Annotated in this window: 17 protein-coding genes; 3 read left to right on the top strand and 14 right to left on the bottom strand. The window is 61.7% G+C overall.

Annotated elements, in window-relative coordinates; translation table 11 throughout:
- Positions 1-6: 6 nt before the first annotated feature.
- The 5 genes from Q5H92_RS12560 to Q5H92_RS12580 form a co-directional block, all read right to left on the bottom strand.
- Positions 7-405, bottom strand: coding sequence for a c-type cytochrome (locus Q5H92_RS12560; protein WP_305011879.1), 399 nt, complete (start codon positions 403-405; stop codon positions 7-9).
- 143 nt (positions 406-548) lie between these two features.
- Positions 549-1,247 carry an SCO family protein gene (locus Q5H92_RS12565; protein ID WP_305011880.1) on the bottom strand — a complete coding sequence of 233 codons (699 nt, stop codon included), beginning with the start codon at positions 1,245-1,247 and terminating at the stop codon, positions 549-551.
- Positions 1,248-1,255: 8 nt separating this feature from the next.
- Complete coding sequence (locus Q5H92_RS12570) at positions 1,256-1,714, bottom strand: hypothetical protein (RefSeq protein ID WP_305011881.1); 459 nt, start codon at positions 1,712-1,714, stop codon at positions 1,256-1,258.
- A gap of 52 nt (positions 1,715-1,766) precedes the next feature.
- Positions 1,767-2,366, bottom strand: coding sequence for a class I SAM-dependent methyltransferase (locus Q5H92_RS12575; protein ID WP_305011882.1), 600 nt, complete (start codon positions 2,364-2,366; stop codon positions 1,767-1,769).
- 287 nt (positions 2,367-2,653) lie between these two features.
- Positions 2,654-4,102: a diadenylate cyclase gene (locus Q5H92_RS12580; RefSeq protein ID WP_305011884.1), complete on the bottom strand. Its 1,449-nt coding sequence runs from the start codon at positions 4,100-4,102 to the stop codon at positions 2,654-2,656.
- A 190-nt stretch (positions 4,103-4,292) separates the two neighbouring features.
- Here Q5H92_RS12580 and Q5H92_RS12585 point away from each other — a divergent pair, with 190 nt between their 5' ends.
- Positions 4,293-4,565: a hypothetical protein gene (locus tag Q5H92_RS12585; RefSeq protein ID WP_305011885.1), complete on the top strand. Its 273-nt coding sequence runs from the start codon at positions 4,293-4,295 to the stop codon at positions 4,563-4,565.
- Between the two features lie 143 nt (positions 4,566-4,708).
- On the opposite strand, the gene Q5H92_RS12590 is transcribed toward Q5H92_RS12585, so the two are convergent.
- Entirely contained in the window at positions 4,709-5,935 is a 1,227-nt protein-coding gene (locus tag Q5H92_RS12590) for a BaiN/RdsA family NAD(P)/FAD-dependent oxidoreductase (RefSeq protein WP_305011886.1), read from the bottom strand.
- 115 nt (positions 5,936-6,050) lie between these two features.
- Here Q5H92_RS12590 and Q5H92_RS12595 point away from each other — a divergent pair, with 115 nt between their 5' ends.
- Positions 6,051-7,241: a cation:proton antiporter gene (locus Q5H92_RS12595; protein WP_305011887.1), complete on the top strand. Its 1,191-nt coding sequence runs from the start codon at positions 6,051-6,053 to the stop codon at positions 7,239-7,241.
- 86 nt (positions 7,242-7,327) lie between these two features.
- Here the strand turns inward: Q5H92_RS12595 and Q5H92_RS12600 are convergent, their stop codons facing one another.
- The 6 genes from Q5H92_RS12600 to Q5H92_RS12625 form a co-directional block, all read right to left on the bottom strand.
- Complete coding sequence (locus Q5H92_RS12600) at positions 7,328-9,115, bottom strand: chloride channel protein (RefSeq protein ID WP_305011888.1); 1,788 nt, start codon at positions 9,113-9,115, stop codon at positions 7,328-7,330.
- Between the two features lie 213 nt (positions 9,116-9,328).
- Positions 9,329-9,871: a TetR/AcrR family transcriptional regulator gene (locus tag Q5H92_RS12605; RefSeq protein ID WP_305011889.1), complete on the bottom strand. Its 543-nt coding sequence runs from the start codon at positions 9,869-9,871 to the stop codon at positions 9,329-9,331.
- Positions 9,872-10,471: 600 nt separating this feature from the next.
- Positions 10,472-10,933 (bottom strand): nucleoside deaminase, encoded by a 462-nt coding sequence (locus tag Q5H92_RS12610; RefSeq protein WP_305011890.1) that lies wholly within the window; start codon positions 10,931-10,933, stop codon positions 10,472-10,474.
- Between the two features lie 34 nt (positions 10,934-10,967).
- Positions 10,968-11,984: a hypothetical protein gene (locus Q5H92_RS12615; RefSeq protein WP_305011891.1), complete on the bottom strand. Its 1,017-nt coding sequence runs from the start codon at positions 11,982-11,984 to the stop codon at positions 10,968-10,970.
- A 20-nt stretch (positions 11,985-12,004) separates the two neighbouring features.
- Positions 12,005-15,025: a PD-(D/E)XK nuclease family protein gene (locus tag Q5H92_RS12620; protein WP_305011892.1), complete on the bottom strand. Its 3,021-nt coding sequence runs from the start codon at positions 15,023-15,025 to the stop codon at positions 12,005-12,007.
- Between the two features lie 51 nt (positions 15,026-15,076).
- Complete coding sequence (locus Q5H92_RS12625; protein ID WP_305011893.1) at positions 15,077-15,529, bottom strand: BLUF domain-containing protein; 453 nt, start codon at positions 15,527-15,529, stop codon at positions 15,077-15,079.
- Between the two features lie 155 nt (positions 15,530-15,684).
- On the opposite strand from Q5H92_RS12625, the gene Q5H92_RS12630 reads away from it, so the two are divergent.
- Complete coding sequence (locus Q5H92_RS12630; protein WP_305011894.1) at positions 15,685-16,629, top strand: DUF3078 domain-containing protein; 945 nt, start codon at positions 15,685-15,687, stop codon at positions 16,627-16,629.
- A gap of 68 nt (positions 16,630-16,697) precedes the next feature.
- Here the strand turns inward: Q5H92_RS12630 and Q5H92_RS12635 are convergent, their stop codons facing one another.
- On the bottom strand, positions 16,698-17,189 hold the full coding sequence (locus tag Q5H92_RS12635; protein ID WP_305011895.1) for a TlpA family protein disulfide reductase: 492 nt from the start codon (positions 17,187-17,189) through the stop codon (positions 16,698-16,700).
- 36 nt (positions 17,190-17,225) lie between these two features.
- Positions 17,226-18,260 (bottom strand): Gfo/Idh/MocA family protein, encoded by a 1,035-nt coding sequence (locus Q5H92_RS12640; protein WP_305011896.1) that lies wholly within the window; start codon positions 18,258-18,260, stop codon positions 17,226-17,228.
- Positions 18,261-18,271: the final 11 nt, after the last annotated feature.

An 18,271-nucleotide genomic window follows, 5' to 3' on the forward strand; every position in this document is an offset into this window, starting at 1 on the left:
AATCCTTCAATGGCACTTGTCCAGCTGGGCCTGCACATCGCTGATGGTGCGCGGCGCCGCCTCGTTGCCCCAGTGGCTTTCGATGTAGTTCAGCAAGTTCGTGACCTGGGCGGGGCTGAGGCTTTTGTTGCCGGGCATCACGTTGTGGTAGCCCACGCCGTTCACCACAATCACCTCGTTCTGGCCGTTGCGGAGCAGGCAGGGCAGCTCGGCGCGGTGGTCGGTGAGGTAGTCGGAGCCGGCAATGGGCGGAATGAGGCGGCCCAGGCCCTGGCCCTGCTCGCCGTGGCAGCTGGCGCACTTCTGCGCATAAAGCTTCTCGCCCTGGTGGCGGTTGTTGCTGAAGCAGCCGGTGAGGGTAATGCTCAACGATATGCCTAGCAAAAAGCGGAATTGAATTGACATGAATGGTACGTCATGCGGTGCGCAGCGAAGCATCTCGCGTGTGGCAGTAATTATTTTCTTGCGATTGAGTCACTATTGCACGCGAGATGCTTCGTCCTCTGCTTGATGCGCAGAATGCTCTGCATGACAGTCAGCATGTTCGACTACTGCTTCGCTGCGCCACCCTTGCGGCTGTCAATCTCGGCCAGCAGCACGGGCAGCTCTTTTTGCAGCCGCGCCACTTCGGTGGGGTTCAGGCTGTCGTAGAGGCCGCGGATGTGGCCCTGGTCGTCCACCAGCGCGAATGTGCCGTTGTGGGCGAAGCCGCCGGGGGCCTCTTTATCGGGCTGGGCGGCGGTGAAGTAGGCGCGAGCCAGTTGAAACACCGTGTCGCGGGCGGTGGGCTCGCCGTGGGCGCCGGTGGTGGCGAAGTGCCAGCGGCTGGCATCGGCAATGCCCAGGCGCTGGGCGTAGTCTTTCAGCACCGGGATGGAATCGTGGGCCGGGTCGATGGTGTGCGAGAGGAACACCACGCGCGGGTCTTTCTCAAACTGGTGGTACACCTTCAACAGTTCGCCCTGCATTTTGGGGCAGATGCCGGGGCAGGTGGCGAAGAAAAAATCGGCCACGTAGGCCCGGCCGGCAAAGCTTTGGTTGGTGAGCGGCTGCCCGGCCTGGTCGATGAGGCGGAAGCGGGGCACGGTGGCAAACACCGTATCGGCGGGGCCGCCGTCGGCGCGGGGTACCACGTCGCGCTCGCCCATAATGGGCAGGCGGGCCACTTCCTTGGGTTTTTCGGTGCAGGCTGGCGCGGCCAGCGTGGCCGCCAGCCCGGCCAGCAGCAAAAGGCGATTGAGAAGCATAGCGGTAGTTATTTGGCAGGCGTGGATTGCACTTCGCCAGCGGGCGGGTGCTGAGTGAGGAAGCGAGTAGCCGAGTCGAGCGACGACCGGAACTGCCGCTGCACCCCCAGCAGTAGTTGCTGCTGCTGCCGGAAGTACTCCAGGCGGGCTTCGGGCGTCGCCGTGCTGTCAGACGCCTTGTACTGGTGCATCCAGCTCATCATAGCCGCATCAGCGGCCTTCAGGCCCTGGATGTAGGGCGCCGGGGCCTCCGAGTGGTAGCCCGAGAGCTTGGTTTTGAGCTTGTAGAGCTGGTCGGTTTGGGCCATCAGCGAGTCGTGCTTGCTCATCAGGGCTATTTCGGCGGCGCTTGTCGGCGAGGGCGCGCCGTTTTCCGTGGTGGGCTTGTTGGGCGAGGAGCAGGCGGCCAATAGCGGAATCAGGGCGGCCAGCACCACCCGCAGCGAGTTTTTGCAGGAATTTTTCACGCCCCAAAGGTACAGCCGGCGCGGAGCACGGGCACAGCTGGCCGGCGCCTGTTCAGCTTTTAAACTCAACCAGCCGGTCGGCCCGAATCTCCGCTGCATCGGCGCAGTGCAGCCAGGGTTGCCGGGCCACTTCCAACGTGCAGGGGCCGTAGGTAAAAAGCCGGATTGCGCGCCGACGCGCTTCGGCCCGCAGCCGTTCCAACACTGCAGCCAGCATGCGTCCCCCAAAGGGCGTGTAGAGGAAGAAAACCGTGCCGTCGGCATAATCGGCATAGCGGGCATCGGCTTCCACAAAATTCACTTGTGACAGCCCCAAATCGGCCGCCCAGCCGGTAGCCAGTGCGCAGTAAATAGGCTCAATTTCAATGCCTTGAGCCGGCACGCCGCTGAGCAGATGCACCAGCAGCGCTACGTGCCCCAGCCCCGCGCCCACATCCACCAATACATCGTTGCGGGTGAGAGCCGCACTTTCCGCCAGCTCGAAAATGACGCGGGCCGGCGTTTTCTGGTAATGCACCATCTCCGGCTCGCGGGCCGCGGTTTCCTGCGGCAGTACCGGCAGGGGAAACAGGCCGTTGGTAAACACGTCGAGCAAGTCGTACCCGGCCTGCGGCTTGGCATCGGCCGAGCGCCCCACGAAGGTTTTCGCCATCGCCCGAAATGCCGCGCCCCGGTATTGCCCCGACCGAATCCCAGTCCGTAGCCGGTCAAAAAGCGCGGTATCAATAGCTTCCAGCTGCTGCTTCAGTAACTCTGCGCGGCGGTTCAACGCTGGCCAATCCGAGTTCGGCGCCTGCGGCAGGCTCGCGAGCTGGTCAATTATGTGAAAATCCAGGAAATCCAGTGCTTCGGCCCGGCCGGCAAAATTCAGCTCTTCGCGCAAGGCCGAATTCTGCTCAAGCTCGGCCAAGTCGGCTGCAATGGCCTGGGCCGGCAGCATTAGCTGGGCAGTAGGTCAATCCAGCCGTCTTCGCTCACCACCACGGCTAGCACTGGGTATTTGCTGCTGTGGGCGTAGCGCAGGGCCGAGTTATAGCGCGACCCGCGCGAGGAATCGCCCTTCTCCGTGGCCAGCCCGTCGAGAATGGCGCCAATGGCGTGGCACATGCCGTTGGGCTCAATGAGCACGGCCCCGTCGATGTTGGTGACGAGGCGCAGCACCGAAGGCGTCATGATGCGCGGCACCACCCGGAAGCACTGCCGGGCCAGCCGCTGGGCCTCCTGCGCCGCCCCAGTGGTGATGACCAGGATGGTGCCATTGGGCTGGGTAGTAGCCTTTTGGGCCAAATCCCAGAGGTAATCGGTGCTGTCCACGTCGAGGCTGGGAAACACGATGCGGATGATGCGCGCAAAGTTGTCGGCCGCCACCCGGCCCTGAGGCAGGCGCGGCGTGTTGCTCACCACGCGCATCAGCACCTGGCCGTTGTGGCTCATTTCCCAGCTGTAGTGGTTGGTGAAATGCACCGTCACGAGCGGCTCAAACTGCGCGTCCGATTCCGGCACGAGTTGGCCCAGGCCAAACACGTGCGAGGCATCCGAAATCAGGGCCGTGTGGCCTTCGCTCAGCTCCAGCAGCTTCCGGATGGAGCGGTGGTCGCGCATGGGCACGGGCGTTTCCAGCGTGAGCACCGGCACAATGGCCGGGTGCAGGCGCCGGCTCACCAGCATGGTGCCGATGCCTTCGTCGCCCTCGTGGCGCAGGGCGGCCACGCCGTTGCAGGCGTCGTAGAGGCCGTGGGTGCCGGCCGGGGCCACGCGCAGCATCAGCCGGCGGCCGGCCGAGCGCAGCAGTTCGTTGTAGTCGCGGTCGAGCACGGGCTGGTCGTTGTCGGCCGTGTCGGCTTCGCGCAGGGCGCGGGCGCAGTCGTGCAGAAACTCCATCACCGTGGCGTGGGGCAGGTTGGCGGGGCGGCCGCTGCTGGGCTTGGGCAAGGAGTAGTAGCCGTCGTAGCAGTCGGCCGAGAGCTGGAGCACCACCGTCACCAGGTAGCCCTGTAGGCTCACGGGCACCGAGCAGAAGGAACGGCGGTTTTCGTGGCGCGCGGCCGTGAGGCTGTTGAGCGTGGTTTCGGTGGCGCGGCACATCAGTTCGTACCAATGCTGCTTCTCAAACCGGTCGTGGTCGTTGGGGTGCAGGTGGTACACGGAACCTTGCGGGCCGTTGTCGGCTTCGAGGGCAGCGGCATCGATTTTTACCTGCCGGAAATCGGTGGGCGCGTAGCGCGCCGTGGGGGGCTCCACCACCACGGCGTCGGGCTCGTCGCCCTCTTTAGCCGAGGCAAAGCCCAAAAGAAAAACCTCGGGCCGCAGGTTGCGGTCGAGTAAGTTAAATACCCCCTCGGCAAAGAGTTGGGCCGAAACGCGAAACAGACTTTGGTGTTCCCACATGGGCAGATTCAAGACGGCCGGGCCACGTTGGGGCCCCGACTTCGCCCCGAACTACGGAAAAAGCCGCCGGAAAGTGGCACTTTTAAACAAATTTCCTGATTTAGGGCTTCTTTGCCGGCCCAGAAAATCGTATCTTCGGGCTACCACCGGTCCGTCTGCCGGCCCCTTCCACCGCCAACCTCGCAAGCCTATGCTCTTTGTCGACATGCTCTTTGTGGTGGCGCTGGCCATTTCCTTCATCCCCATCCTCACGGGCTACTGCGCCCAGAGCCGCGGCCGTTCGTTCTGGCTGTGGTTTGCCCTGGGCTGGCTGGTGCCCATCGCCTCGTTTTTCCTGCTCTTCGCCCTCATTGCCCGCGACGAGTTGAACCCCGGCCGCCGCCTGCTCGGCGAAGCCCGCCAACTCCTGCGCGAAGCCGAGGAGCGGGAAAAGGCACTGCGTTTGGCAAAGAAAAAGGAATAAGTATTGTAGAAAACAACGTCATGCTGAGCGCAGCCGAAGCATCCCTACTGCAGCAGTAAATATGATTACCTGCGCAATAGAGATGCTTCGATTGCGCTCAGCATGACGTTCTGGCTCAGTATGACATTCTATTTATTCTCTTTTCATCGCAACCGCCGCGCCACACCCCGCGCCACCCAGGCGCCGGTGCTGAAGCAACCCTGCAATAAGTAGCCGCCCGTTGGCGCCTCCCAGTCCAGCATCTCGCCGGCTACGAACGTGCCAGGCCGCTGCCGCAGCATGAGGTGCTCATCGACGGCGGCGAAAGGAATGCCGCCAGCCGTGGAAATGGCTTCGTCCAACGGCCGCAGGGCCACCACGGGCAGCGGCACGGCCATGAGCAGCGCCGCCAGCGCTTCCGGTTGCCAGGCAGCAACATCGGGCGCCAGCTCGCGGAGCAATGTGGGTACCGGTGGCGCCAGACTCAGAGCTTTGCGCAGAAAATCGGGCAGCGATGCGCCGCTGCGCCGCTGTTGCAGCTTGGCCAGCAGTGCGGGCGCGGGCAAGTCAGGTTTCAGGTTCAGAAACAGGGTGGCCGGCCTGCCGCTGTGCAGCGCTTGCCGCACCTGCGGCGTCAGGGCATACACCGGTGTGCCCTCCACACCGTAATCGGTAAGCATGATTTCGCCGCGCACTTCAGGGCCGTTGTTCACGCGCAGGCCGATGTTTTTGAGCGGTGCGCGGCCCACTTTCTCTTTGAAAAAAACCGACCATTCTACTTCAGCCCCGCAGTTGGCCGGTGCGAAGGGCGCTACCGGCACGCCAATTTCCTGTAGCAACGGCACCCAGGCGCCATCGGAGCCGGTTTTGGCCCAGCTCGCGCCGCCCAGGGCCAGTACCGTGGCGGCGGGCTCAAGCATTATTTCTTCGCCCGAAGCCTCGTTGCGCAGGCGCAGGCCGGTGGCCCCCGCAAAGCCCAGCCAGCGGTGCCGGGTATGAAGCTGCACGCCTAGTTCCCGCAACCGGTTCAGCCAGGCGCGGAGCAAGTCGGCCGGTTTGTGCGCGGCCACGGGGAAGATGCGGCCGCTGGTGCCCACAAAGGTTTCGATGCCCAGGCCGGCGGCCCAGGCGCGCAGGTCGGCTGGCGAAAAGTGGCTCAGTAAAGACCGAAAGCGCGACTCTTCCGCTCCGTAGCGGCTGGCGAAGCGGCGGCTGTCCTCGGCGTTGCTCAGGTTGAAGCCGCCGTGTCCAGCCACCAGAAACTTGCGCCCCACCGTGGCCTGGGCCTCAAAAAGCTGCACCGCATAGCCGGCCTCGGCTAAGCGGTGGGCCGCCATAAGCCCCGCCGGCCCACCGCCGATAATTGCTACGTATTCGCGGCGCTTATCCATAGTAAATAGAAGGAAAAAATGACCATTGCGCGCTTCAAAACCGGGCCGCCAAAGGTACGGCTCCGGGCAGCCGAGCTCAACCCCGGCCCAAGCTCGGCCGTTAGCCAGAGCACTTATGGGACCATATACCATTCTAATCGGCCTGAGCCTGGCGGTTCTGCTGTCCTACGTTTTCGACCTCGCCGCGCGGGCCACCAAGGTGCCTTCGGTGCTGCTGCTGCTGCTCTCCGGCATCGCCCTTAGCCAGGCCGCTACGTACTGGGGCGTGGCCGTGGCTGTGCCGCCGGTGCTGCTGCAGTTGTTTGGCATCGTGGGGCTTATCCTTATCGTGTTGGAAGGCTCCCTCGACTTGCGCCTTACCCGCGATAAGGCTCCGCTCATTCGGCGCTCGTTTCTGGCGGCGGTGCTTATCATGGGGGTGCAGGTGGCCGCTATTGCGGCGTTGCTGCACTTTTATGTGGGCGCGCGCTGGCAAAGCTGCCTCCTCAATGCCGTGCCGCTGGCCGTGGTGAGCAGCGCTGTGGCCATCCCCAGCGTGGCCGGCCTGGGCGGTGCCAAGCAGGAGTTCATCATCTACGAAAGCACGTTTTCCGACATCGTGGGCATCATGCTCTTCAATTTTATCCTGCAGGATGATTTCGCGCAGGGCTGGTCCATCGTCACCTTCGGGCGCGATGTGCTGGCTGTAGCCGTGGTTGCGGTGCTCAGCACGGCGCTGCTGGCCTGGCTGCTGGGGCGGCTGCGCTCGCACGTCAAGTTCTTCCTGCTGTTCGCGTTTCTGGTGCTTATCTACAGCATTGCCAAGAAGCTGCACCTCTCGTCGTTGGTGCTGGTGCTGGCCTTCGGCCTGGCCGTCAACAACGCCGACCAGCTGCTGAAACACCCGCTGCTGCGCCGCTTCCTGCACCCCGAGCAGCTGGCTGGCGAGCTGCACCAGCTCAAAAGTATCACCGCCGAATCGGCGTTTCTGATTCGTACTTTTTTCTTCCTTCTCTTTGGTTACTCCATCACCCTGAGCAACTTAGTGAGCGTGAACCTGCTGCTTCAAGGCGTACTCATCGTGGGCATGCTCACGCTGGTGCGCTACGTGTACCTGCGCTACGTGGCCCGCACCGACCTCATTCCCGAGCTGTTCATCGCGCCCAAAGGCCTCATCTCCGTGTTGTTGTTCTACAGCATTCCTGCCCGCTTTCTGATTGGCGAAGTCAGCGAAAACATCCTTTTCGTGGTCATTCTGCTCACCGGTCTGCTCATGATGGTAGGCCTGCAGCTGGCCCGCAAAACGCCGGAATTGGGCGAATATTGACAATGGAATAGAAAACTGAAGCTTAAGAACGTCATGTCGAGCTTGCCGAGACATGACGTCTGTATTATTTCTCATCAAGCGAAGCATCACGCCTCGCTCTCCTGGATAAGCTGCCGACGATAACGGGCCAGGATATCAGTTTTCAGGATGAAGCCTAGGTAGCGGCCGTCCTCCTCGCATACCGGCAGCGCCCAGTAGCCGTAGCGGTCGAGGAGGGTGAGGGTATGTTCCAGGTCGTCGTTGGGACCGGCCACGGCGGGGGCGGGCTTCATCAACTCACGCACGCGGGTGGTGGCGTAATGGGCATCGTCGAAAAGGGCATCACGTACCGAATTCAAGCTGACCACGCCCAGCAGCCGGCCACCGGCCGCCACCACCGGGAATAAGTCGCGCGACGAATGCCGGAAAATATCCACCAGCTCGCCCAATGTGGTGTTGGGTCGCACCTGGATAAAATCGGTGGCCAGCAGCTTGCGCGGGTCGAGTTGGGCCAGCAGGCCCCGGTCGCGGTTGGCGTACACGTCCACACCCTTGAGCGTGAGCTTGCGGGTGTACACCGAATATGGCTCGAAGTATTTGGTAATCAGATAAGAAGAGCTGGTGACTACCATCAGCGGCACAAACAGCGCGTAGCCGCCCGTGATTTCGGCAATGAGGAAGATGGCCGTGAGCGGCGCGTGAATGACGCCCGCCAGCGTGCCGGCCATGCCCAGCACAATGAAATGCACCTCCGGGATGTGCACCAGCCCGCTCAGGTTTATCAATCGGGCGAAGAAGAACCCCGCCAGCGCCCCCGCAAATAGCGACGAGCCGAACATACCGCCGTTGCCGCCGCTGCCCACCGTGATACTGGTGGCCACCACTTTCAGCATCATACTGAAGAGCACGAGAACCAGCAGCAGCCAGGGGTTATTGTCCTGATACACCGAGAAAATACTGCCGTCGGTGATGTGCTCGGGGTGGCCGCGCAGCAGCAGCTCCACCGTGTTGTAGCCCTCGCCATACAGCGTGGGGAAAAGGAAAATCAGCCCGCCCAGCGTGACGCCGCCCAGCAGCACCTTGCGCCAGTCCAGCCCCGGCCACCGCTCGAAAAAATGGTCGAACCAATGGTAAGTCCGAATCATGTACACCGAGAAAAAGGCCGTGAACAAGCCCAGCAGCACGTAAAACGGCACCGCATCGACTGGCCAGCTGGTGGTGATGAGCACGAACGGCTGCCCCTCGTACAGGGCCTTCGAAATCACGGTGGCCGTGGCCGACGAAATGAGCAGCGGGATAAAATACTGCGCCGGCAGCTCCAGCAAGATGGTTTCGACGGCAAATAGCACGCCCGCGATGGGCGAGTTGAAGATGGCCGCCACGCCCGCCGCCGCCCCGCAGCCCGTGAGCAGGCGCCGCCGCCGCCTGTCCAGATGCAGCACCCTGCCCGCGTTGGAGCCCAGGGCCGCGCCCGTCACGGAAATGGGCGCCTCGGTACCGGCCGAGCCGCCAAAGGTGACCGTCAGAAAAGCCGTCACCAGTTGCGAATACAGCTTGGAGCGCGGCACCACGCTGCCCTCGCGGGCCGTGTTGTAGATGATGGGCCCGATGCCCCGGCCCAGCTGCCCGCCCAGAAATAACTTCGTGAAAAAGACCGTGAGCGTGATGCCCACCACCGGATAAATGGACAGGGCGAACACCCGGCTCGGCTCCGAAATGCCATCACGCAGCATCTCCTGGCCCCAATGCACCGACGTTTTCAGCAGCACGGCCGCCAAGCCGGCGCCGGCGCCCACCAGCACGCTCAGTAGTATCATGTACATCCGCTCGCTGATGTGGCGGGCCCGCCAAACCAGCAGCGGACGCAACAATCGGTGGACGGCGTGGTGGGGCATAAGGGGCTGCAGAAGGTGAGCGCTAGGGTACCAACGCAAAACAAATGCCGGCAGATGTGCGCCTTGTGAAAAGCTGCGCTTTCGGGCGGCTCAAAACGTCATGTCGAGCTTACCGAGACATCTCGCGTGCTGTGAATAATCCAATCGTTGAAAGGGTTAGCGGTGGCACGCGAGATGCCTCGGCAACCCCGACATGACATTCAACAACAGCCGCTACTTTGCAGCGGCCGGGCGTTGCAGGTAGGTGCGCTTCAGGTGGTCGCCGAGCTTCATCAGGTTGGCGTCGTGCTCGTAGAGCAGGTTGCGCCAGAGGCTCTGAATCAGGAGCAGCAGCAGCTGCGTGGTCATTTCCACCTCCTCGGCGCCCACGTCCTTGAAGGCTTGCTGCAGCAGGCTGTCAATCGGACTCATGAAGCGCTGAAAATATTTCTGCACCAGGGGCCGGTTAAACTCCTTGTCCTGCATTTTCCAGAAGTCGGGCTCGTCGTGTACCAGCTTGTAGGGCAGGTCGATGACATTTTCGATGAGCACGCGCGGGTTCTGCTCGGTCAGGATGCCGCGGTTGGCTTCCACGATGCGCCGGAAACCCTGCTTGATGAGGTATTCAAACAGCTTCTCCTTGCTTTGGAAATACTTGAACAGCAGCGCCTCCGACACGCCGGCACTTTTGGCAATCAGCAGAGTGGAGGTGCTATCGTAGCCTCGCTCTCCGAAAAGCTGCAGGGCCGCCTGCTCTATTTTGGAATGACTGGTCATAGCCCAACCGAATAATAATAAACTGCCAAAAATCAGCGCTCAGGCCATTTTTTGGCCCGGAACTGCGGCAAGATAAGGCCGACAGCAGGCATTTGCCGCTTCGGCCGTGCCGCTAGATGTGTGGCAACTGCTGAAGGCCCGTTTACTTTATCATGTCATTCCACCTTGCTCAACGCCCGCTGCACCGTACCACGCTGCTTGGGAACAGCAGCTATCAAAATGCACCAAAACAATACAGCCGGTTAAATCGAACGGATTCGACTTAACCGGCTGTAGCATGTTGAACGCTGTGTGCCGTAGCTCCTAGGACGGAGACCCGAACAGATTCAACCGATGTTTTCCTAGGTGGGGTGGGATACACCTAGTGAAAGAGGACGTGGGAATTGGTTATCAGGGCAACCAGTCAATTTGTGCTCCGATAACAATACAAAAGTAGGTGAGGATGTACTAATGCCGTATGAGTGTTAGCTCACTATCGGTAAGTGTATGCTCACCGAGCTCATTTCCAATTCTATAAATTCAGTATTTTGACTTGGCCTCAAGCGGTTTTGGGGACAATTGGCGGGCAGCACGGCCACCCAAAGCTGGCTAAGCTGAACGCTACAGCTCCATGATGTCCTCGTTCCAGAGCGTGGGTTCGGCTTCGATGAACTCGTTCATCATATCCACGCACTCCTGCAGGTCGAGGTCGATTACTTTGACGCCGTGACTTTCGAGGAAAGCGCGTGATTCGCCGAACGTACGGCTTTCGCCCACCATAACCGTCGGGATTTTGAACTGCACGATGGTGCCGGCGCACATGTAACAGGGCATCAGCGTGGTGTAGATGACGGTGTCGCGGTAGCTGCGCTGGCGGCCGGCGTTGGTGAGGCAGTCCATCTCGCCGTGTTTGATGGCGCTGTCTTCCTGCACGCGCTTGTTGTGGCCCTGGCCGATGATTTTGCCATCGCGCACGAGCACGGAGCCGATGGGAATACCGCCCTGCGAGCGGCCCAGCCGGGCTTCGTCGATGGCGGCTTGCATGAATTCGTCTTTGCGGGCGACGGTGTCTGTGGTTTGCATAAGTGATTTAGAGAGTGGGAGTTGGTGATGCTGTTCAGCGGTTGCGTTGCAGGTAAAGGAGGGTGGTGCGGTAGGGACGGCTGGGCGTGTATTTGTCGTTGATGACGAAGTAGCCCTGCTTGTAGGCCGCAAGGCCTTCCCAGTTGTAGCCCATGTATGCTTCGGGGAATTCCCACAAAGGCTGCCAGGTAAAACGGTTGCTTTTCAGGGTAATATCTACCAGCCGGCAGTAGTTCTTAAAGCCACCCGGCCCGGTGATGAGCCGGGTGTTGGCTACGTCGGTGGCGGGAGGGCGATAAATTGTGTCGCCGCCCGCGCCTTTGAAAAAATAATTAATCGCCGTGAAGTGGTTGCGGCCCACTGGCGTGATATCGGTGATACGGAACGGTAAAGAGCTGAAAGGCAAAGAGTGGGAGCTGGAACTAGCCGTGAGGTGGGGCTTGCGAAAGGCGTAGGCGTAGTTCTGGTCCGGAAAGGAATTGTATTCGAAGAAAGCTACCAACTCCCTTTTGGCCGTGACGGTGGCCTCAAAACCCGCGTTGTAGATGTGCGAGCCATCAGCGGCGGGCGGCTTGGGCAGCGCCAGCAAAAAGGTGGTATCCAGCGCTACGGTGTTGGCGTGCAGGCGGCCCTTAAGCAGGTAGCAATTGGCAGAAGGAGTGGCGGTTTCGACGGACAAATAGACGATGTCTTTGGCAATCATCAGCGCCTCAAGGCCCTCGTATTCCTGGCCAGCGGCTTTCATTCGGGCTTGCAGCGCCGTCAGGCCCGTGAGCTTAACTTTTTGATACGGCAAGACATAAGTGGAATCCCGGAGCTTGCGGTCCAGGTCGGACAGCGGCACGGTGTAGAGTTTAGCTTCGGCTTTGTCCTGCAGCCGGCTTTCCGAGAGCAGGAACAGCTGGCCGCGGCTGATGGCGAGCCCGGAAAACTGGTTGTCGTAAAATTCCAGCTCTTTGGGCAGCGAAAGCGGGCGCACGGTGAACGACGGTTGCTGTGCCAGCGTCAGCAACGCGGGTAGGCACAGCAACGAACTCAGGAGGTACTTCATGCGGAGTAAGCGGGCGGGCGCTAGCGGGCGCAAATGCCTTTGTAGGGGCAGTATTCGCACTTGGTGAAGTCGTCGGTTTTGCGGATGGGCTCGGTGGGGTCGAGGATGCGCAGCACAATTTTACGCACCAGCTCCTCGGAAACGGCCACGAAGTCCTCGCCGCCTTCGGTGAGAAAGCTGAGGTCGGCGGAGAGCAGGCCTTCGTCGATGTTGCGGAGGGAGAGGATGGCGGTTTCGGCGGTTTCGCGCTTCGCCGTGTGGGCCAGCATGAGGCGGTAGAGCCAGAGCTGGCGCACCTTGTCGACGCTGCTGCTGGCTTCGTGTAGGAGGCGGTCGACGGCTTCGGCGGGGGTGAGCTTGTCGCGGTAGCCGCGCAGCTGCAGGTCGCTGCGCTTCACGAGGCCGGACTTGTAATCGACCACGCGCAGGCGGCCGTCGGGCAGCTCGTCCACGCGGTCGGCATAGCCGAACAGGCGCACGGCCAGCGGCTCGGGCTGGCCGGGCACGTCCACGAACACCGTGGCAGCCAGCTCTTTTTCAAGGCCGAAGAGGCGAATGGGGAGCAGGCCGGGCTGCTCGGTGAGGCTTTCGAGCAGGCGCACCACGAGGCGCGTCGCCACCTGGCCGTACACGTGGTTGAGGCCTTCGTCGGCGCGGGCGTGCTTTTCGGTTTCTTCCTGGCGCAGGGCGCGCTGCACCTCGGCCGGAGCCTGGCGGACGAGCTCGGGAATGTCCTCGGCCGTGATGGAGCGCGCATCCTGCTCGAAGGGCAGCATCAGGTTCTCCAACGCTTCGTGCACCATGGTGCCGAAGCTGCTGGCTTCCAGGGTTTCTTCCACGGCGTCGTTTTCGTGGAAGCGGGCCACTTTCGAGAAGTAAAAGCGCAGCGAGCAGGCTAGGAAATCGTTGAGGCGCGAGGGTGAGATGTTACGCTCCAGCACGCCGCGCAGGGCGGCCAGCATCTCGGGGTCTTTTTCCAGAATCAAGTCCCCTTCGTAATTATCTACGCCGACTTCCACCTCCGGTCCCGCCACCGAAACCGTCAAATCTTCCAGCGTGAGCTGCGGGTTTTGGGGCAGCAGGTCGTTCTGCAACTGCAGCAAAAAACGGCTGCGCTCGCCGCTTTTCATGCCCTCGGCCCCGGGCAGCACGTGCACCAAATCCACGCGCTGAGCGCGCTGGAGCAGGCGCCAGAAGTTGTAGGCGGTGATGGCCTCCGCATCAGCATAAGTGGGCAGGCCGGCGGTGGTGAGGACGTCATAAGGAAACAGCGACTGCTGGCGCTTGGGCGCGGGCAGCACGCCCTCGTTGCAGCTGAGGATGATGAGGTGGTCGAAATCGAGGGCGCGGGTTTCGAGCAGACCCATCACCTGCACATCGGCCAGCGGCTCACCCGAGAAGGGCAGGCGGGTGCGGCCCATCTGCTCATAGAGGAAACGGCGGAACGAGCGCACCGACAGGCGCTGCTCGCGGCAGTCGAAGGCCGAATCGAGCTGCTTGACGAGGGTGTAAAACAGGTACAGGTACTCGGCCCCAATGCTGGTTTCGCGGTCAGAATCGGCCACTTCGGCGGAATACACCTGGCGCAGCAGGTCAATCAGCGTATGGCAGGCCCGGATAATGTCGTCGCAGTTGTCCCAGGTTTTGAACAGCGCCTCGATGAGCGGGTGGTGCGCGCCCATCTTTAACAGCTCCTCGGCCGGCAGCAGCACGGCATTCACCCGCACGATTTCGCGGCAAATCTGGTCGAGAATGTTGTGGTACTGGGGCTGGTCGGCCTGCTGGTCCTGCCAGTTTTGGTAGCGGCGCAGGAAGGGGTGGCTCAGCAGCTTCGTGACGGCCAGGTGGTGGTAGCGGGGCACGCCGTAGCCGGTTTCCTGGCTGCCTTCGCGGATGCCGGTGAGGTGCACCTCGAACAGTAAATCGACCAAGTTGAACAGGGGCGTGGCCTGGAAACTCAGGCCCATGGTCACGTTGTAGTCGGGCACCTCGTCGGGCGGCAGGCCGTGGAGCACGGGCAGGAGCAGGGTTTCGTCGGGCAGCACCACGGCCACGGTGGCGTCGGGGTAGCGCTGGCGGGCTTCGGCCAGGAGCTGGCCGGCCAGCTTGCCCTGCATGCTGGGGTTGGCCACGCCGAGGTAGCGCACGTGGTGGGGCCGGCCGCGCAGGTATTCCACGCCGCCGCCGAAGTTGTCGAGCGGCAGCTTCCACCGCTCGAAGTAGCGGCGCAGGTGCTGGCCGGCGCGGTTGGGCGAGTCTTTTTCGAGGTAAAAAGGGTCGGCGTCGAAGCGGATTTCGGCCCGGCCTACGTTGAGCAGCAGCCGGATGAGCTTTTCTTCCGACGCCGACAAGTTGCCCAAACCCACGAAGACGTGCATGGCCGGGGCGGATGCGGCGGGGTCTTTCAGGGTCTTTTCCAGCTTTTCTACGGCGCGGCGGTAGGCCAGGCCGGGGTAGGCGAGGTGGTTGGCCAGCATGCGCTTTTTGAGCTGGTGGTACACGCGTTCGAGCTGGTTCCAGAAGCCGAAGGAATGGGCGGCGGCCTGGCTTTTGGGCGGCAGCTCGGCCAAGTCCCAGCGTTCCAGGGCCTTGGCTTCGCTCAGGTATTCGAAGACGGCGTGGGTGTCGGCCAGGTTCTGGTCGAGGTTGGAGAAGTCGCTGAGCAGCAAGCCGGCCCAGCCCACAAACTGGTCGAAATCGAGCTTGGTGTCGATGCCCTTCAGGATGTCGTAGAGCAATAATTGCAAGGCAATGGGCTCTTCTACTTGCACACCGGCCAGCTCCACCATGTAGTCTTCCATGGCCGCCACGCGCGGGGCCCACAGGGGCGCGCCCATTGGCAGGTTCATCGCCAATTCGTTCTTCAGATATACCACGGCGCGGCGCGTGGGCACAATCACCACCAGGTCTGACAGCTCATCGAGCGGGCCTGAGCCGTAACGGTCGAGCAGGTCGCGGGCAACGCCGGCCAGAAACGAAACGGGGGCGGCTTGGGCAGCGGCGGTGGCCGGGGAAAGGGCAGGGGTGGCGTGGGCAGACATCGGCGTAAAGATACCCGCCGGATGCGCGGCGGCCGTAGCCAGGCCCGGCGCTTAAAGAGGGTCCAGCCACGGCAGAGGCTCGTGCTCAATGAGGAAATCGAGCAGCAGGGCAATCAATTCCAGCTGCGTGTGGGGGCGGGGCACCAGCCGCGAAGGGTCGTCGGGCGCTAGGTAACCCAGTAGCTTCCGGAAATCCTGCCCTTGGGCGGGCCGAAAGGCCATGGCCCAGGAGCCGAACGTGCGTTCCTCGCACGGACCTTCGCGCAGCACCCGGCAGTCGAAGTGACGCGGGTCGTGAGCAATACGCTGGTAGTAAAGAGTATGCACCGCCGTTTGGTCGCCTTCCAGCATCTGCAAAAACCGGCCGTCGGCGGTGTAGAGCAGCAGGCCGGTGATGTCGTGGGCCGCGTTGTGCGTGCGGCACTGGTGCAGCAGGGCCAGCAGCTCCGGCGTGTCGAAAGCCATGAGCGCCTCACTTTGATATAAAAGTTGATAAAGTGCCATGCGTGCTGGAACGACAGTTTGAGCAAGAGTCAGGAGGCTGTGCCAGACTGATAGCGTTACTGCTATCTTTCGGCGCAGAACCAGCAGCGAGGGCGACCGGTCTCGTCTTGTTAGTGTTATAGCGTTTTTCCGGTATAAAATGTTCTGTCTCTGATATGAAACAATTCTCGCCGGTCTGTTTGGGCATTCTGCTGCTGGCCGCACCTGCCCGCGCCCAAACCACGCCCACCGTCATCCCCGACCCCGTTCCGGTGGCCCCCGCACCCGAACCGCTTTGGCGCAAAAGCCTCAAAACCGGGCTGGGCCTGAACGAGTCGCTGCTGAGCACCAACTGGCGCGGCGGGGGCGTGAGCACCATCGGCTTCAACGCCCTGGCCAATGCCCGGGCCAACCGCAAAACCGGTGCTCACAGCTTCGACAACGAGGCCGATTTCCTGTTCGCCTTCGCCCAAACCAAGGGCCTGGGCTACCGCAAAAACCAGGACCGCCTCTACCTCGACACCAAGTACGGCTGGACCATGAGCCCCAAATGGGACATGTTCGTGTCGCTGAACCTGCTCACGCAGTTTGCCCCCGGCTATAAGTACGACACCGATGCCGCCGGCCTCGACCGGGCCCGTATTACGTCCGATTTGTTCGCGCCCGGCTTCCTCACGGCCGCCTACGGCTTCGAGTACCGGCCCGCGCCCTACTTTCACCTGCGCCTGGCGCCCTTCGCCCCGCGCCTCACGGTGGTGAACCGCGCCGACCGGTTCGTGGCGGCCCTCGGCGACACGCCCTACGGCGTCAGCCCCGGCCACAGCACCCGCTGGGAAGTGTTGGCCGCCCAAATCCTGGCCGAATTTGATAAGAACATCAGCCCCAACGTCAACCTCAAGGCCCGCTACCTGCTCTTCGCCAACTACCGCAACATCAACCCGCAGGAAGTCGACCACCGCCTCGACCTGGGCCTCACCGCCAAGGTGGGCAAGTACGTGAACGTGGCCCTCAACGGCATCGCCCTCTACGACTACGACCAGGACCACGGCCTGCAATACTCGCAAGGGCTGACGATTGGGGTGGCGTATGCGGTGCAGAATTTCGCGGATGCGAAGAAGTAGCGCCTTTGCAAATCGAGTAGCTTAAAACGCGCCGGGACCGGGAGATGCCGGCGCGTTTTTGGTTGAGGCTATTGTTGCTGTTTCAATAACTCGTCGATTTTGCTCAGCATCTTGTTGAATTCACCTTGCTCAAAGCCCACGGATGTGTAGGCAATTTTGCCCTTGGCGTCAATGAGGTAGTTTCGAGGAATGTATTGCGTGGCAAAGAGCGAATAAACCGTTCGGTTTTCGTCCGGGTACATCGGCAGTTCAAATCCTTTCTTTGCCTTAAAAGCCGTTATCTCGCTTTGCGTGTGCTCGCGCCCGATTACCAAGACAACCAGGTTCTTGTTGCTTTTATGCGTAGCCCAAAACTGCTGCATCTGAGGTAACTCCTGCATGCAGGGGCCGCACCAGGTGGCGAAGAAATTAATCAGTACAACCTTGCCCTTTAAATCCATCGATTTTATCGTCTGCTGGTCGTTGCTGACGGTAAACGCGGGCAGATGCTGGCCAACGGCAAGGTCCTGGCAAAAAGCGGGAGAGCTCACCAGCAGCAGAATAATCAGGAAATGTTTCATTTCGGACAAGGTGTAAAGGTGGTTTGCTGAAACAGGTCAGGCAGGCCGCAATGCGTAAATGCGCTCAATAATCTCTACCACTTTCAGCCCTTCCAGCGCATTCGTCGTGGCGAAGCTGCGGCGCTGCACGGTGTCCACCACGTTTTCGATGACCTGCACGTGGTTGGCGGCCGAGCCCTGGAAGGCGCCGTAGTTATTGGCCGGATTGGTGGGAGCCAGCTCGGGCATTTCGTAGCCGGCGAGGTGGCAGTATTCCACCTTATCCATGTACTGACCGGCGATGCGCAGGCTGCCGCGCTCAGCCACCACAGTGAGGGAGCTTTCGAGGTTGCGGTCCCACACGGCGGTGCTGTAGCTGAGCGTGCCGCTGCCGCCGCGCACGAGGTCGAAGGTGACGAGGCCGCTGTCCTCAAATTCGGTCAGGCCGGCGTGGGTGAAATCGCGAAAGCGAGCCGAAATATTGGTGATGTCGCCAAACACCCAGTAAAGCAAATCGACGAAATGGCTGAACTGGGTGAAGAGCGTGCCGCCATCCAGCGCTTGGGTGCCTTTCCAGCCGCCGGGCCGGTAGTAGCGTGCGTCGCGGTTCCAGAAGCAATTCAGCTGCACCAGAAACACCCGGCCCAGGCGGCCTTCATCCACAATCTGCTTCAGCCAGGCGGCGGGGGGCGAATAGCGGTTTTGCATCACCCCAAACACCAGCCGGCCGGTTTGCAGGGCCGTATGCACGATGGTTTCGGCATCGGCCTTGTGCAGGGCAATGGGCTTTTCAATGACGACGTGCAGGCCGTGGCGCAGGCCGGCCACCGCCTGCGGGGCGTGCAGGCCGTTGGGCGTCGCCACGGTGAGGACGTCGGCAGCGGGGCCGGCTTGCAGGTATTCTTCGAGCGAAGCGAAGAAGGGCACGCCGGGAAACTCGGCGGCTAGGCCGGGCTGCAAGTCGGCGCAGGTATCAATCAGGGCCGCTAGTGCGGCGCCGTCGTGGCGCGTAATCAGCGCGGCGTGGCGGCGGCCGATGTGGCCCACGCCGCAAATGGCGAAACGAACGGGGGTACCAGAATTATTACTCATCAAAAGCGAAA

It is taken from the genome of Hymenobacter mellowenesis (assembly GCF_030581005.1).
Classification (GTDB): Bacteria; Bacteroidota; Bacteroidia; order Cytophagales; family Hymenobacteraceae; genus Hymenobacter; species Hymenobacter mellowenesis.

Bases quoted from the DNA above. Each gene is read 5' to 3' on its own strand.
- Q5H92_RS12560 (WP_305011879.1), bottom strand. From the start codon at position 405: ATGTCAATTCAATTCCGCTTTTTGCTAGGCATATCGTTGAGCATTACC.
- Q5H92_RS12565 (WP_305011880.1), bottom strand. From the start codon at position 1,247: ATGCTTCTCAATCGCCTTTTGCTGCTGGCCGGGCTGGCGGCCACGCTG.
- Q5H92_RS12575 (WP_305011882.1), bottom strand. From the start codon at position 2,366: ATGGCGAAAACCTTCGTGGGGCGCTCGGCCGATGCCAAGCCGCAGGCC.
- Q5H92_RS12580 (WP_305011884.1), bottom strand. From the start codon at position 4,102: ATGTGGGAACACCAAAGTCTGTTTCGCGTTTCGGCCCAACTCTTTGCC.
- Q5H92_RS12585 (WP_305011885.1), top strand. From the start codon at position 4,293: ATGCTCTTTGTCGACATGCTCTTTGTGGTGGCGCTGGCCATTTCCTTC.
- Q5H92_RS12590 (WP_305011886.1), bottom strand. From the start codon at position 5,935: ATGGATAAGCGCCGCGAATACGTAGCAATTATCGGCGGTGGGCCGGCG.
- Q5H92_RS12595 (WP_305011887.1), top strand. From the start codon at position 6,051: ATGGGACCATATACCATTCTAATCGGCCTGAGCCTGGCGGTTCTGCTG.
- Q5H92_RS12600 (WP_305011888.1), bottom strand. From the start codon at position 9,115: ATGCCCCACCACGCCGTCCACCGATTGTTGCGTCCGCTGCTGGTTTGG.
- Q5H92_RS12605 (WP_305011889.1), bottom strand. From the start codon at position 9,871: ATGACCAGTCATTCCAAAATAGAGCAGGCGGCCCTGCAGCTTTTCGGA.
- Q5H92_RS12610 (WP_305011890.1), bottom strand. From the start codon at position 10,933: ATGCAAACCACAGACACCGTCGCCCGCAAAGACGAATTCATGCAAGCC.
- Q5H92_RS12615 (WP_305011891.1), bottom strand. From the start codon at position 11,984: ATGAAGTACCTCCTGAGTTCGTTGCTGTGCCTACCCGCGTTGCTGACG.
- Q5H92_RS12620 (WP_305011892.1), bottom strand. From the start codon at position 15,025: ATGTCTGCCCACGCCACCCCTGCCCTTTCCCCGGCCACCGCCGCTGCC.
- Q5H92_RS12625 (WP_305011893.1), bottom strand. From the start codon at position 15,529: ATGGCACTTTATCAACTTTTATATCAAAGTGAGGCGCTCATGGCTTTC.
- Q5H92_RS12630 (WP_305011894.1), top strand. From the start codon at position 15,685: ATGAAACAATTCTCGCCGGTCTGTTTGGGCATTCTGCTGCTGGCCGCA.
- Q5H92_RS12635 (WP_305011895.1), bottom strand. From the start codon at position 17,189: ATGAAACATTTCCTGATTATTCTGCTGCTGGTGAGCTCTCCCGCTTTT.
- Q5H92_RS12640 (WP_305011896.1), bottom strand. From the start codon at position 18,260: ATGAGTAATAATTCTGGTACCCCCGTTCGTTTCGCCATTTGCGGCGTG.